The organism is Halomonas profundus, assembly GCF_020865425.1.
In the GTDB taxonomy this organism is placed as follows: Bacteria; Pseudomonadota; Gammaproteobacteria; order Pseudomonadales; family Halomonadaceae; genus Vreelandella; species Vreelandella titanicae.
Window position 1 is genome coordinate 2309748 of sequence record NZ_CP086344.1, and the last position, 12346, is coordinate 2322093.

At 52.6% G+C, this 12346-nt stretch carries 14 protein-coding genes and 1 tRNA gene; 5 read left to right on the plus strand and 10 right to left on the minus strand.

The window, feature by feature from the left end; all coding sequences use genetic code 11:
* The first annotated feature begins 152 nt into the window (after positions 1-152).
* Positions 153-512, plus strand: coding sequence for a hypothetical protein (locus LMS44_RS10310; RefSeq protein WP_035537408.1), 360 nt, complete (start codon positions 153-155; stop codon positions 510-512).
* A gap of 23 nt (positions 513-535) precedes the next feature.
* Here LMS44_RS10310 and LMS44_RS10315 read toward each other — a convergent pair whose 3' ends face one another.
* From LMS44_RS10315 to pilB, 6 genes are all read right to left on the minus strand, one after another.
* A complete protein-coding gene (locus LMS44_RS10315) occupies positions 536-1423 on the minus strand; it encodes a DNA replication terminus site-binding protein (RefSeq protein WP_278370626.1) in 888 nt (295 codons plus the stop codon).
* A 39-nt stretch (positions 1424-1462) separates the two neighbouring features.
* Positions 1463-1696 (minus strand): DNA gyrase inhibitor YacG, encoded by a 234-nt coding sequence (yacG, locus tag LMS44_RS10320; RefSeq protein WP_159176755.1) that lies wholly within the window; start codon positions 1694-1696, stop codon positions 1463-1465.
* Between the two features lie 35 nt (positions 1697-1731).
* Positions 1732-2334 (minus strand): dephospho-CoA kinase, encoded by a 603-nt coding sequence (coaE, locus tag LMS44_RS10325; RefSeq protein ID WP_159176756.1) that lies wholly within the window; start codon positions 2332-2334, stop codon positions 1732-1734.
* A 68-nt stretch (positions 2335-2402) separates the two neighbouring features.
* On the minus strand, positions 2403-3248 hold the full coding sequence (locus LMS44_RS10330; RefSeq protein WP_159176757.1) for a prepilin peptidase: 846 nt from the start codon (positions 3246-3248) through the stop codon (positions 2403-2405).
* Between the two features lie 192 nt (positions 3249-3440).
* A complete protein-coding gene (locus LMS44_RS10335) occupies positions 3441-4673 on the minus strand; it encodes a type II secretion system F family protein (RefSeq protein ID WP_159176758.1) in 1233 nt (410 codons plus the stop codon).
* A gap of 3 nt (positions 4674-4676) precedes the next feature.
* Positions 4677-6425 (minus strand): type IV-A pilus assembly ATPase PilB, encoded by a 1749-nt coding sequence (gene pilB, locus LMS44_RS10340; protein WP_159176759.1) that lies wholly within the window; start codon positions 6423-6425, stop codon positions 4677-4679.
* A gap of 241 nt (positions 6426-6666) precedes the next feature.
* Here pilB and LMS44_RS10345 point away from each other — a divergent pair, with 241 nt between their 5' ends.
* From LMS44_RS10345 to LMS44_RS10360, 4 genes are all read left to right on the plus strand, one after another.
* Positions 6667-7161 carry a pilin gene (locus tag LMS44_RS10345; protein WP_201304213.1) on the plus strand — a complete coding sequence of 165 codons (495 nt, stop codon included), beginning with the start codon at positions 6667-6669 and terminating at the stop codon, positions 7159-7161.
* A 114-nt stretch (positions 7162-7275) separates the two neighbouring features.
* Positions 7276-7710: an anti-virulence regulator CigR family protein gene (locus tag LMS44_RS10350; protein ID WP_009286595.1), complete on the plus strand. Its 435-nt coding sequence runs from the start codon at positions 7276-7278 to the stop codon at positions 7708-7710.
* A 94-nt stretch (positions 7711-7804) separates the two neighbouring features.
* Positions 7805-8626, plus strand: coding sequence for an inositol monophosphatase family protein (locus LMS44_RS10355; protein ID WP_159176760.1), 822 nt, complete (start codon positions 7805-7807; stop codon positions 8624-8626).
* A 132-nt stretch (positions 8627-8758) separates the two neighbouring features.
* Positions 8759-8835, plus strand: a tRNA-Pro gene (locus LMS44_RS10360).
* Positions 8836-8978: 143 nt separating this feature from the next.
* Here LMS44_RS10360 and LMS44_RS10365 read toward each other — a convergent pair.
* The 4 genes from LMS44_RS10365 to LMS44_RS10380 form a co-directional block, all read right to left on the minus strand.
* Complete coding sequence (locus LMS44_RS10365; protein WP_309599316.1) at positions 8979-9089, minus strand: IS66 family transposase zinc-finger binding domain-containing protein; 111 nt, start codon at positions 9087-9089, stop codon at positions 8979-8981.
* Positions 9090-9236: 147 nt separating this feature from the next.
* Positions 9237-10250 (minus strand): 2-hydroxyacid dehydrogenase, encoded by a 1014-nt coding sequence (locus tag LMS44_RS10370; protein ID WP_022523587.1) that lies wholly within the window; start codon positions 10248-10250, stop codon positions 9237-9239.
* Entirely contained in the window at positions 10243-11172 is a 930-nt protein-coding gene (locus tag LMS44_RS10375) for a dihydrodipicolinate synthase family protein (RefSeq protein ID WP_022523586.1), read from the minus strand. The genes LMS44_RS10370 and LMS44_RS10375 overlap by 8 nt, the downstream gene beginning before the upstream one ends.
* A 27-nt stretch (positions 11173-11199) precedes the next feature.
* A complete protein-coding gene (locus LMS44_RS10380) occupies positions 11200-12321 on the minus strand; it encodes a mandelate racemase/muconate lactonizing enzyme family protein (RefSeq protein ID WP_022523585.1) in 1122 nt (373 codons plus the stop codon).
* Positions 12322-12346 lie beyond the last annotated feature (25 nt).

Genomic DNA, 12346 nt, shown 5'->3' on the forward strand with positions numbered 1-12346 from the left:
CATATACCTAATAATGATGCCTTTATGCTGGTAATTGGGTGGCAAAGGCAAGTTTGCTCGTTAGCTTTACGCGTTTGTGCACAGTTTTTGCCAAAAAAAGCGACATTGGCAGTCATATCGACCATTTCAAGCAAGGTGTAAATGAAACATCGATGAAATATCAAAAGGTTCAAAAGCCGATAGATGAGCGCGAGAAGCTGCGTAAGTTTCGTGAGTTAGACGATGCTTTTGCGCAGGCTTTACGCCAATTAGATGACCCAGAGAGCGGTTTCGATATACCGACAGGCCCGCCGGTACGCTCGCTTGCGGCATTGGAGCAAGAAGATTTAGAAAGCCAGCAGGAGGAACAGCAACAAGAGCGGGAGCGTATTTTTAAACAGCGCTTTGAAGCTTTGTTGAGCGAGTATGGTGTGGATCATTACGACCTGGCCGAGCTGATCGAAGCGCTGCTTGGCTATGGGGTATGGCAGCAGGATGTAGTGCCTGCAGCTAGCACATCCAAAACACCGTAGAAGTCTTTGCAGGTGCCTTTATGCTAACGGTAGCGATAAATCCTCAAGCTCGGTAGAAATACATCCTGCTCTAGTTTCTCATCGCGTCGTCTTGCCCGTGTGCGGGCAGTGGGAGGTTCTGGCGTAGGCAGGTTAATGTGGGGCAGCCGCTGGTTATTGTCAGGCACAAAAATAGGCATAGCGGCATTCAGTGCCCGTCGTGTATGCCCATCGTCGAGTGGTTCGGTAAAAAACAGGTTTGCCCGCATCAGCGGGGCCTGAGTTTGCACCTGGGCAAGCACTTCGCCGCTTGGAATACCGGCTAGCTTGCGTAGCTGAATACGAATATGCGGTGCATCAGTATCAAGCTGCAATAGCTTATGTTCAGCTTCTTGAACTGACAGGCGTTTAATAGAGCGACCACTACTGTACCAAGCAAAGCGAATGCGTGAGACAGGCGCTTGTGCGATAGGTAGCTGCCGCCAGCTCTGTTTAAGATGTAAACGGGCAAGTCCATTGCGGCGTAACACTTCATCAACATGAGGGTGGCGTTGCGGTAAGCGACTTTTTGCATCGCTAAGTGTTTGGGGAAATGCCTGTTTGATATGTTGTAGTTGGTCACTAAAATTGACTTTGGCTTGATTTACAGCGTCTATTGCCATCAGTAGCTCGTCATTAGCGGCTACTACGGCAATATAGTTGCGCGTCTCACGGCCATCTTGATCCTGCTCATGCCACATATCGAACAGCGCTTTACGCAACCAATCGCTAGACGGCGTCGTTTGATGAAAGAGCCAAGTTGCCGGTAGTTGCTGTTCGTATAGTGAAACGGCGGCTTCAATGGTTGCCAGTAGATGATCAAACTGCTGCTCCAGTTGAAGTAGCAGATGATAGGCCGACGGCGATGATGGGTTAGCGTTTATCTCGGCCATAGTCAGTGTCAGTGCTCGTTAAGTCAGTTTTCGTAAAAACTAGGTCAGTGGTGCATCCTTGTCGGCTTGCGCCAGTAAGGTTTCTATATCGGCTTCATCCATGGCGGATTCGCCCGATATGCGATGTGACCCATCGGCCCAGGCACCCAAATCCAATAGTTGGCAACGCTTACTGCAGAAAGGGCGGTAAGTGCTTTCTGGTAACCAGGGCACGCGCTTAGCGCACTGCGGACAATTAACTTCTAGCGGGGAATCGTTTGCAGGGCGAGCCATAAAAAAACTCCAATTGCGTTAACAAGTGCGATATCTCAGTAGTTAAGCTGTCGACGGTAGCGTTCATCAAGCCGTGCCACTTGTTCCATCATGCTGGCGTGGTCACCGCTGTTATCTATCACGTCATCTGCTTTTGCTAGCCGTTGTTCGCGGGAAAGTTGGGCGGCGAGAATAGCACGCACCTGGCTTTCACTCACCCCATCACGTTGTTGGGTTCTCGATAATTGTAGCGCTTGGGGCACATCGACAACCACCGCGCGGTTTACTAGTGTGTTTTGACCCGACTCAAACAGTAACGGTGACACAAGCAGCACGTAAGGCGCTCCCTGGACTTTGAGCCGCTCTAAATGCTGCAATAGCCGCTCCCTTATTTTGGGATGTGTGATGGATTCTAGCCACTGGCGTTGTTCTGGATCGTTAAAAATAATCTCGCGCAGGGCGGCGCGATTAAGCGTGCCATCCTGGTGCATGACCTGTTCGCCGAAGCGATTTCTAATGGCTAGCAGTGCCGGTTCTTCAGGTAAGACTATTTCCCTGGCGACATCATCGGCATCGACCCAGGCAGCGCCAAGCGTTTCGAAGGCGCGAGCGACGGTCGATTTTCCCGATCCAATGCCACCCGTTAATCCGATAATCATCTGCTGCCTCATATAGCTAAAGTTTATAGGGCCACGTTTCACATGGTCAAAGTTCACATGGCTCAATTTTACATAAGCAGGTTGAGATACATTGCCATTATTTCATCACCGACTAACAACGCCACCCAGCCGGCGAGGGCGAGAAAAGGGCCGAAGGGAAACGGTGTGCCGCGTAGGTTAGGTGAGTAGGCCTGGGCAACTAGCCCAACAATGGCCCCAAGCCCTGCGGAAAGTATCAATATTAGCGGTAAAAAACTCCAACCCAGCCAGGCGCCTAGTGCTGCCAGCAGCTTAAAGTCGCCATAGCCCATACCCTCTTTGCCGGTGGCCAGTTTGAATAGCCAATAAAAGCTCCACAGTGAAAGATAGCCTACCATTGCGCCGATAACGGCACTTGGCAGCATCAGTGGCTGGAAGAGGAGCTGAAACAGTAACCCTGCCCAAAGCAAGGGGAGGGTGATGATGTCGGGGAGAAGCTGGGTGCGAAAGTCGATCACGGCGAGCACTAACAGCATCAGACAGGCCCCGTAGACGAAGACTGATTCTGCCGTAAGCCCGTGGAGCGCTAGCACCGCCATGGCCAGTAAGCCACCGGCTACTTCTACCAGAGGATATTGAACGCTAATCGGCGTTTGGCACTCAGCGCAGCGGCCGCGGCGCTTTATCCAGCCAATCAGTGGCAGGTTGTCGTGCCATGCAATGGGGGCTTCACAGCGTGGACACATAGAGCCTGGTGTGACCAAATTAAAGCGTTGTGAGTGTTCAGCGCTAAGCTCAAGTGCTTCGCGGGCTTCATTACGCCAGCCACGCATCAGCATCACCGGCAGGCGCGTAATCACCACATTTAGAAAACTGCCCAGGCATAGCCCAATCAATAAAACGATTAACCACAGGATAAACGGAGGGTGATGCATGGAGCTCCTTAGGTTTCTAGAAATTAGCGTTTTTTTAGGCTCTGTCTGAAAAGTCGGCGAGCGAAGGCCAGACAAGGCAAAAATCGGCGAAAAGACGGAGTTTACATGGTGTAAATGAGTACTTTGAGCCGATTTTTAACGCCGTATGGTCGAGCGCAGCCAGTTTTCTGACAGAGCCTAAGCATTTGGTGCTTAGAGGGCTGCGCCCAAGTCGAAAATGGGTAAGTACATAGAGACAACCACACCGCCAACGAGCACGCCCAGTACTACAATAATAACCGGCTCCATGAGCGAGGTAAGAGCATCGACCTTATTGTCGACTTCTTCTTCGTAGTAATCGGCAACACGATTAAGCATGGCATCCAGCGACCCCGCTTCTTCACCGATACTGACCATTTGGATTGCCAAGGGGGGAAAGCGGTTGGTCATCCGCATGGCGAAGTGTAGCTGTTGCCCGGTGGCTACGTCCTGGCGCGTTTGTACCACCGCGCGTTCGTACACTTTATTACCGGTGGCACCGGCGGCGGTATCTAAGCCTTCTACGAGCGGTACACCGGAGGCAAAGGTCGTCGCTAACGTGCGAGAAAAGCGCGCGATCGCGGATTTATGCACGATGTCGCCAATGACCGGTAACCGAAGCAGCAGTGCGTGCATGCGGTAGGCGACATTGGGCGAGCGCTGAATGCTTATTTTGAGCAGGAACATGGCAGCAAACACTGCGCCGAGTGCCACTAGCCAATAACGCTGGGCAAGCTCGGATAAATTCACGGTCAACTGGGTCAGTGCTGGAAGTTCAGCGCCAAAGCTCTGGAACATGCTTTCAAATTCAGGCACTACTTTAATCAATAGCAGCATGGTGACTGCAATGCCAATCGTCATAACGGTGGTGGGGTACCAAAGCGCTTTTTTTACTCGCGCTTTCAGCGACTCAACCTTCTCCTTATAGGTCGCAAGACGATCAAGCATTTGATCCAGCGCACCTGACTGCTCGCCAGCGCTGACTAGGTTAACAAACAGGCGATCAAAGTGTTTGGGGTGACGGTTCAATGCATCAGAGAAGCTGGAGCCCGATGATATATCGCTTATCATCTGTTGCATTAGGGCAACCATAGCAGGTTTTTTGAGGCTCTCTGCCACCACTTGAAGCGCCTGTAGCAAGGGGATACCAGCGCGAACCATTGTGGCCATCTGGCGCGCAAAGACCATAACATCGTTGGGGTTAATTCGGCCGTTGCCGCCTAGGTTGGCTTTTTTACTAATCCGGTGGATAACGATATTTTGCTTGGTGAGTTTAGCGGCTACTTCGGCTTTACTGCGGCCAATCATCTCACCGCTTAGCGCTCTATCCTGGGGGCCTTTACCGATCCATTTCCAGCGCGCTAGCTTGATGGCGGGCGTTTGGCGTCGACGTGCCGTTTTAGCCATGCCTTACTCCTTGCTCACTCGGTTAACCTCTTCCAGGCTGGTAATACCCTGCATGACTTTCAGTAACCCACTGCGGTGAAGGCTTGGATAGCCCTCCTTGCGCACCTGTTGATCAATATCTAAGGCGTTGGCATCACGCATAATTAGTTGACGCATCGCTTCGGTGATCGGCACTACCTCATAAATGCCAATTCGACCTTTATAACCGTGAGTACAGTGCATGCAACCTAACGGTTTGTAGATCGTTGCCTGATGGATTTCTTCGCTACTAAAGCCTTCTTTGCGCAGCGCCTCGTGGGGAATGTCAATGGGCTCTTTGCAGTGTGTGCATAGTTTACGAGCCAGCCGTTGGGCAACAATCAAGCTAACGGCGCTGGCGATATTAAACGAAGAGACTCCCATATTAGCCAGTCGAGTCAGTGTCTCAGCTGCCGAGTTGGTATGCACCGTGGAAAGTACCAGATGGCCTGTCTGAGCCGCTTTGACGGCAATTTCGGCTGTTTCAAGGTCACGAATCTCGCCCACCATGACCACATCAGGGTCTTGGCGCAGAAACGCCCTTAACGCACTGGCAAAATCGAGGCCGATCTTAGGCAATACGTTCACCTGATTGATACCCGCGACTTTGATTTCAACCGGGTCTTCGGCGGTGCAAATATTGCGTTCCACTTTATTAAGAATATTAATGCCGGTATACAGCGAAACGGTTTTACCACTACCGGTAGGGCCGGTTACTAGAATCATGCCTTGGGGTTGTTTTAAGGCGTACTCATAATGGCGCCGTTGTTCGTCGGTAAATCCAAGTTGCTCAATACCCAGCTGCATTGCGGTAGGGTCTAATATTCGCAGCACCAACTTTTCACCATAGACAGTAGGCAGCGAATTAACCCGGAAATCGAGGGAGCGGGTGCGCGAAAGCTTGAGTTTTATCGAGCCATCCTGAGGCAGGCGGCGCTCGGAAATATCAAGGCGGGCCATGATTTTTAGCCGGGCCGCGATACGATTGCGCATGGCGAATGGTGGTCGTGCCACTTCTATGAGCATTCCATCAACCCGAAAGCGTACTCGGTAAAGCGCTTCGTAAGGTTCGAAATGGATATCGGAGGCGCCTCGGCGGATAGCATCTAGCAGAATTTTGTTCACAAATTTAACGATGGGTGCATCTTCGCTATTTTGGGAAGACTCTTCCAGCGGTACATCGTTACCGCCGTTGTTCTGCATAATGCTCAGCGAGCTGACCACATCGTCCAACTCATCCAGCATGCCGCGCTCGTTGTGAGCAAGGTAGCTATTGAGAACGACAGTGATTTGATCAACGGGCGCGAGGATACCTTCAATGCTCAGGCCTGTTGCAAACTGCAATTCATCCAGTTGCGTCAATGTAGCGGGGTAGGGCACCGCCACCGTGAGGCGATGACCGTGGCGCGCTAATGGCAAAACGTTAAGGCTCTGCAGTACTTTGACAGGATAGTCTGCAGCGGGAGGCAGTGAGGTAAGCCGCACCGCCTCCAGGTTAATGACTGGAAGCCCATACTCCCAGCCAACTGCTAGTGTGGCTTTGTTAGGGTCGACCAGGCCGCTTTCGATCACATGCTGCAGTAACGATATTTCCAAGTCCGAGGCGGTTGTTTCCGCTGTTGCGGCCTGGGCGTTGGTCAGCAAGCCGTGCTTGACCAAGCGCTGGGCAATGCCGCGCAGGCCGCCATGTGCGGAGGCGTGGCTTAACGTCGACTCTAAGGAGGGCTGGCTCATCAAAAAACCTGTTTTACATCGATATAAGCGTGTTACTTGTACCATAAACTAGCGTTTACAGGGATGAAATGACTAATCCTTTCATGTAGTTAAAGCGGTAGTCGGCTAAGCTGATCATATTAATAAGGTTCGTTGTAAAAGTAGACCATTTAAGTTAGTTTAATTTCAACGATTTCTAATTCTTTTTAAGGATTCACGATCCTTAAAAAGGCTTTTCCTTCACCCCACAGGAGATGCCTTCATGCAGAATGCTGCACAGCCAATTTCTCGTAACACCATCCAAGGCGGTTTCACGCTGATTGAGCTGATGATCGTCGTCGCGATTATTGGTGTATTGGCGTCTATTGCTGTGCCGCAGTATCAAAACTATGTGGGTCGGGCTCAGGTGAGTGAGGCCATTAGTCTTGCATCATCAGCTAAGACAGCAGTCTCAGAATACTATATGACAACAGGTGATTGGCCTAAAGGTAATGATCAAGCTGGTTTGTCTGCTGCCGCTCAAATCCAAGGAAGCTACGTAAATAGTGTGAATGTAAAAACGTTAGATGGGCAAGGCGTTGGGATCGTCGTGACTATGAAGAGTGAAGGTGTTGTAGATGCTTTAGTTGGCACGCGGCTAGTTTTCGAGCCTAAAGTAAATAACGATAATAATAGTGGATCTGTAGAGTGGGTGTGCCGCCCCGCTGCGTCTAATGCTATTCCTACGCGTTTCTTGCCTGCAAGCTGCCGTGACTGATATTCGCTTATATATATTTATTCTGTCAGGGGCCTTCGGCTCCTTTTTAATTCCACACTTCGTACTTATTCACCGAGTACACTGCTAACTCTGACCTTAAGCGAGGAGCTTACAGTGAAGCCCATCAAACTGATTGCCATAAGCGCACTTGGCGCATTGCTAGTTAATAGCGCAGCCTTTGCTCAGCCTGACCATGCCCCGGCTCACGGTGCCCGCGATAAGGGCCAGCACCAGCAACATGAATCTAACCGACCTGGTCACTTCCGCGATGAGCGAGTTGATTTACCACGCATTAACGAACGTGAGCTGCGCCAACTGCTGCGCCGGCATGACGCACCGCGAGCCGAATCGTTGCCGCCAGGTATTCAGCGCAACCTTGAGCGTGGCAAACCTTTGCCCCCAGGTATCGCCAAGCGTTTTGACGGCCAGTTAGCATCTCAATTGCCGCGCTACCCAGGCTATGAGTGGGAGCGTGTTGGTGCCGATGTGGTGCTAATTGAAGCCGCTACGCGCATCGTGGTGGATGTATTGGTAGACGTATTGCGTTAACCATTGCAAGCGCAAGTCAGTATGACTCGAAAATTACATCCCGGCGGCTTATGGTAGAAGCTCACAGTATCATCGCGTTCTAAAGGGAGATTCAATGAGCGACCACACACTAGCCGCACGTCTTGAAATTACTATCGCTATTGCCGAAGAAGCTGGGCAGATGATTATCAAGGCGCGGGAGCAGCAAGGCTTTGCCCAGCGCTTAAAAAAGGATAATGAGTTGGTCACCGACGTGGATGTGGCCGTGGATGAACTCATTAGCCAACGCCTGGAGGAGCACTTTCCGGGGGAAGCGCGGCTGAGTGAAGAGCTTGCTCCAGAAAGCGCTTTGCATGAAACAGCACCTAAGCTGTGGGTGGTGGATCCTATTGATGGCACTGTTAATTTTGCTCAAGGGCTTCGCCACGTAGCGGTTTCCATTGGCTGGATGGAAGAGGGCGTTGCCAAGGTGGGCGTTGTTCATGCACCGTTTTTAGGTGAGACCTTTAGTGCTGCAGAAGGCTCTGGGGCTTTTTGCAACGGTCAAACCATACAGCCAAGCAGTGCGGATTCACTGGCGCACACCCTGGTAGGGACAGGATTTCCCTACCGTAAAGAGGAGCGTAAGCACCTTTTGAAGCGGTTGGAAGCCGTGCTTTTTGAGTGCCAAGACATGCGTCGTAATGGCGCTGCAGCGCTCGATTTATGCGATGTAGCCTGCGGTCGTCTGGATGCGTATTACGAGAGTGTCTCGCCCTGGGATTTCGTTGCGGGCTGGGTTATTGCACGGGAAGCCGGCGCGCGAGTAGGGCATCTATACCCAGTACCTTCAGCGGTGCCGGAAGATATCTACCCGGATCATTTAATCGTAACGGCCCCCGGTGTATATGACGCAATGGCTTATCTGCTGCTTGAAGCCGATCAACGTAAGCCATAAAGGGTGATGAGATTTATAGCGGTGTGTGACAAATACTTGAAAAGAAAGCGCTATAAGGGCTTTTCATTTATGCAAGAAACCGCTAGTATACGCACCGTCTTGAGGCAAAGATGTAGCGGCCAATAAAGACAGCGGAGCGTGGCGCAGCTTGGTAGCGCGTTGCAATGGGGTTGCAAAGGTCGCAGGTTCGAATCCTGTCGCTCCGACCAAGAACATATAAAACGGTCACTTAGCTAATTGCTACAGTGGCCGTTTTTGTTTGTTAGCGTTTTATAAGTGGCATATAGGTGACACTTGTCCGGAGTTTCTGTGATGTCACGCCATCATCGTATTTGGAGATGTCACAGCAACCTCATGCTTGGCGGGCGCTGGGGCGATCTTGACGCCGCACATGACGGATCACCTCGATCCGGGCGGGCACCACATGCAGCTCCTCGCTGACCGCTTCACCGATGACCTTCAGCGCGGTGTGCTGTCATCGTCACAATGGTGGGCGTTCTCGGGCAGTTCATGGACGCTCCCCACCGCGACAAACCGGCCGGGACTAAATGCCGCTGAGTGGCCCGCTCGAAATCATCAAGACACAAGATGTGTTGTAGGCGGCGAGGCATTATGTTTCCTCAATAGCATCAGCCCGTCGCCAGACATGCTCATTAACCGCGGTAAGCGGGCCGCTGCCGATCAGCGTGCCCAGCAGATTATCGACTGCCAACTGTGCCATGGCCTCACGTGTTTCATGGGTCGCCGAGCCAATGTGTGGAGTCGTCACTACATTGTCCATGGCCGCCAGTGGCGAATCGGGTGGAAGCGGTTCCTCTACGAACACGTCAAGCCCAGCTGCACGGATTCCGCCGGAGTGGAGTGCCTCGATCAGTGCTGGCTCGTCGACCACTTTACCTCTCGCTATATTGATTAGGGCAGCCGTCGTTTTCATCCGTGCTAGAGCATCTGCGTCAATTAAGTGATGTGTATCGCTGTTATAGGGCACGCTGAGGCAGACGATATCTGCTTCAGCTAACAGGTCATTCAGCTCACGCCTTTTCGCCCCTAACTGCTGCTCAAGCGCAGGCTTGGATGAGGCGGCGGTATAGAGAATGGGCATACCAAAACCCAACGCTCCCCGTCGTGCAATCGCCGCACCAATGCGACCAGCACCCACGATGCCTAGGGTTTTGCCGTGTACATCAATACCGAAGTATTCGGGACCGATATGTGTTCGCCAGCCGCCATCGCGGACAAGGTTGGACAGTTCGACTAGCCGCCGCTGGGTCGCCATGATTAGCATAAATGCTGTGTCGGCAGTGGTTTCGGTAAGCACATCTGGCGTATTGCAGAGTAGAATGCGGCGTTGATTCAGTGCCTTAAGGGGCAGGTGGTCATAGCCCACTGAAATGGTGGATACCACTTGAAGCGCAGGCGCCTCGGCTAGCATTGCCTCATTGAGTTCTAGCTTACCGCCGATTAGGCCATGAGCTCTGGAAAGCGCTGCCATGAAATCAGCACGGTTTGATTCGTCCACGTCCTCGAAATAGTCGACCTCGGCAACTTCGGAAAGTGCCTCAAGCTGGGCTTCACTGAGCCGTCGTACAGCGACAATACGCCACGATTTCGTTTGCTCATCCATGGCTCGCCTCACCTATGCCTTCCATCTGGAATCCTATCGCTTTAAGCGAAGACACGAGTTCAGATACACGCTGCTCCTCCAGCTCTACTAAAGGCGGGCGCACACGCCGCCAAGCGTCTTTTCCTGAGAAGTAAGCTGTTGCCGCCTTCATGGCAGGGATCAGTGGGTACTTTTCAAATAGGTCGCGTATAACATTGAGGTTCTGCTGATGAACGTCGGCATCGTCCGCCTGCCAATGCCGGGCCAACTCAACGATGGCGGCCGGATTGACGTTGGCAGTGGCGCTAATGCAGCCAGCACCGCCTGCTCGTAGGGTATCCAGCAAGAACCGCTCGCTGCCGGCATACACAGCAAAGTCTTGCCCAGCAAAGCGCTCGGTTAACCCTTTGGTGTGCTCCCAGTCTCCGCCGCTGTCCTTGATGCCAGCAATAATGCCCGGGAAGGCGTCACGTAAACGCTCGATCAGTTCAAACGAGAGCGGGACATGAGTGACCGGCGGGATATGGTAGAGGTAGATCCGTAGGCGCGAATTTGCGATGCGATTGATCACCTCACTGTAATAGCGGAACAAGCCTTCATCGCTAACACCCTTATAGTAGAAGGGCGGTAGCATCAGCACACCGGCACAGCCACTGTCCACTGCCTCGCGTGTCAGCGCCACGCAATCATCAATTGTACAGCTCCCGGTGCCGGGCATAATCCTGGAGGGATCGACACCGCCATGCACTAGCGCTTTTAAAAGCTCCTGTTTCTCGCCCACCGTCATTGAGTTGGCTTCAGAATTTGTGCCGAACACGGCCAAGCCGACACCATTTGAGGCCAGCCATTGGCAGTGCGCCACAAAACGTTGCGTATCCGGCGCCAAGTCGGCGCCGAAGGGGGTAATCACCGGTGACCAGACGTCTCCACTCGCTTGGGACATGATATTCTCCTTGTTGTTGTAAGGTCGTTATTGCCAGGGCTCGATGGCATAGCGCTCAAGCGCAGCCTGATCAAAGCCAAAACCAAGTCCGGGTGCGGTGGGCAGTAGCAATTGTCCGTCGGCAAACTCCAACTGGGTATCCACAAGGCGCCTGAAGTTAAGCACCTGATCGTCGGCAAAGAACTCGACCATCTTCACGTTTGGCGCCGATGCCACCAGATGGATATGCAAGTCGTGGAACCAGTGCGGATAAATATCCACCCCATAGCTGGCAGCCGTGGCGGCGATACGCCGAAACTCGGTGATGCCTCCACAAACCGCCGCATCAGTCTGCAAAATCATGGCTGCTTCTTTGTCCAGCAGCTCCTTGAAGCGCCAGCGTCCCGCTTCGATTTCACCGGTGGCTACCGGAACTGGCGTGCGCTCCGCTAAGCGGCGATGATTGTCAATGTCATCGGGACTAAAGGGCTCCTCGATCCAGAACGGATTATAAGGTTCTGCCATGCGCATGAAGGCTAACGCCGACGGCAGATCCCGCCAGGCATTGTTGGCATCCATCATTACTTGTACATCTGGGCCCACCGCCTCGCGAACCGCCGCCAAGCGAGCTTCCTCTCCCGCTAGGTCTTCTCGTCCCACTTTCATCTTTACCGCGGTGAAACCTTTTGACACGTAGCCTGCCATCTCTTCGCCAAGCATCGCGGGCGTTTTGCCGTCTAGGTAGTAGCCTCCGCTGGCATAAGCCGGCACGCTGAGGGTGTCGCTGGCGCCCAGAAATTTATAGAGCGGGAGTTTCGCTGCCCGAGCGTTACGGTCCCACAGCGCGGTATCCAAAATACTGATGGCACGCATCACCGAACCGCTGCGGCCATGAAGAAGCGATTCCTGATACATCGCTTGCCACAGTGCTTCGGTCGAATGAGCGTCCGCTCCCAACAGCACCGGCTTCAGCAGTTCCCGTACCGCATTTGCCACTAGTGAGCCAGCATTATTGCCGCCATAGCAAAACCCAATGCCTATATGGCCATCATCACCCACCACTTCCACTAGTACATAATCTCGCTTAAGTACCTGTCGATTAGAAAAGCTGGTGGGGTTGTCTAGCGGTACATTGACCGTTCGAGTACGTACTTCGGTTATCGTTGTCATGATGAATCCTCGAATTGAGAGTAAG

Excerpts from the sequence above, each read along its gene's own strand:
- LMS44_RS10370 (WP_022523587.1), bottom strand. The coding sequence starts at position 10,250 with ATGGATGAGCAAACGAAATCGTGGCGTATTGTCGCTGTACGACGGCTC.
- LMS44_RS10310 (WP_035537408.1), top strand. The coding sequence starts at position 153 with ATGAAATATCAAAAGGTTCAAAAGCCGATAGATGAGCGCGAGAAGCTG.
- LMS44_RS10315 (WP_278370626.1), bottom strand. The coding sequence starts at position 1,423 with ATGGCCGAGATAAACGCTAACCCATCATCGCCGTCGGCCTATCATCTG.
- LMS44_RS10330 (WP_159176757.1), bottom strand. The coding sequence starts at position 3,248 with ATGCATCACCCTCCGTTTATCCTGTGGTTAATCGTTTTATTGATTGGG.
- LMS44_RS10335 (WP_159176758.1), bottom strand. The coding sequence starts at position 4,673 with ATGGCTAAAACGGCACGTCGACGCCAAACGCCCGCCATCAAGCTAGCG.
- coaE (WP_159176756.1), bottom strand. The coding sequence starts at position 2,334 with ATGATTATCGGATTAACGGGTGGCATTGGATCGGGAAAATCGACCGTC.
- yacG (WP_159176755.1), bottom strand. The coding sequence starts at position 1,696 with ATGGCTCGCCCTGCAAACGATTCCCCGCTAGAAGTTAATTGTCCGCAG.
- LMS44_RS10380 (WP_022523585.1), bottom strand. The coding sequence starts at position 12,321 with ATGACAACGATAACCGAAGTACGTACTCGAACGGTCAATGTACCGCTA.
- LMS44_RS10375 (WP_022523586.1), bottom strand. The coding sequence starts at position 11,172 with ATGTCCCAAGCGAGTGGAGACGTCTGGTCACCGGTGATTACCCCCTTC.
- LMS44_RS10355 (WP_159176760.1), top strand. The coding sequence starts at position 7,805 with ATGAGCGACCACACACTAGCCGCACGTCTTGAAATTACTATCGCTATT.
- pilB (WP_159176759.1), bottom strand. The coding sequence starts at position 6,425 with ATGAGCCAGCCCTCCTTAGAGTCGACGTTAAGCCACGCCTCCGCACAT.
- LMS44_RS10345 (WP_201304213.1), top strand. The coding sequence starts at position 6,667 with ATGCAGAATGCTGCACAGCCAATTTCTCGTAACACCATCCAAGGCGGT.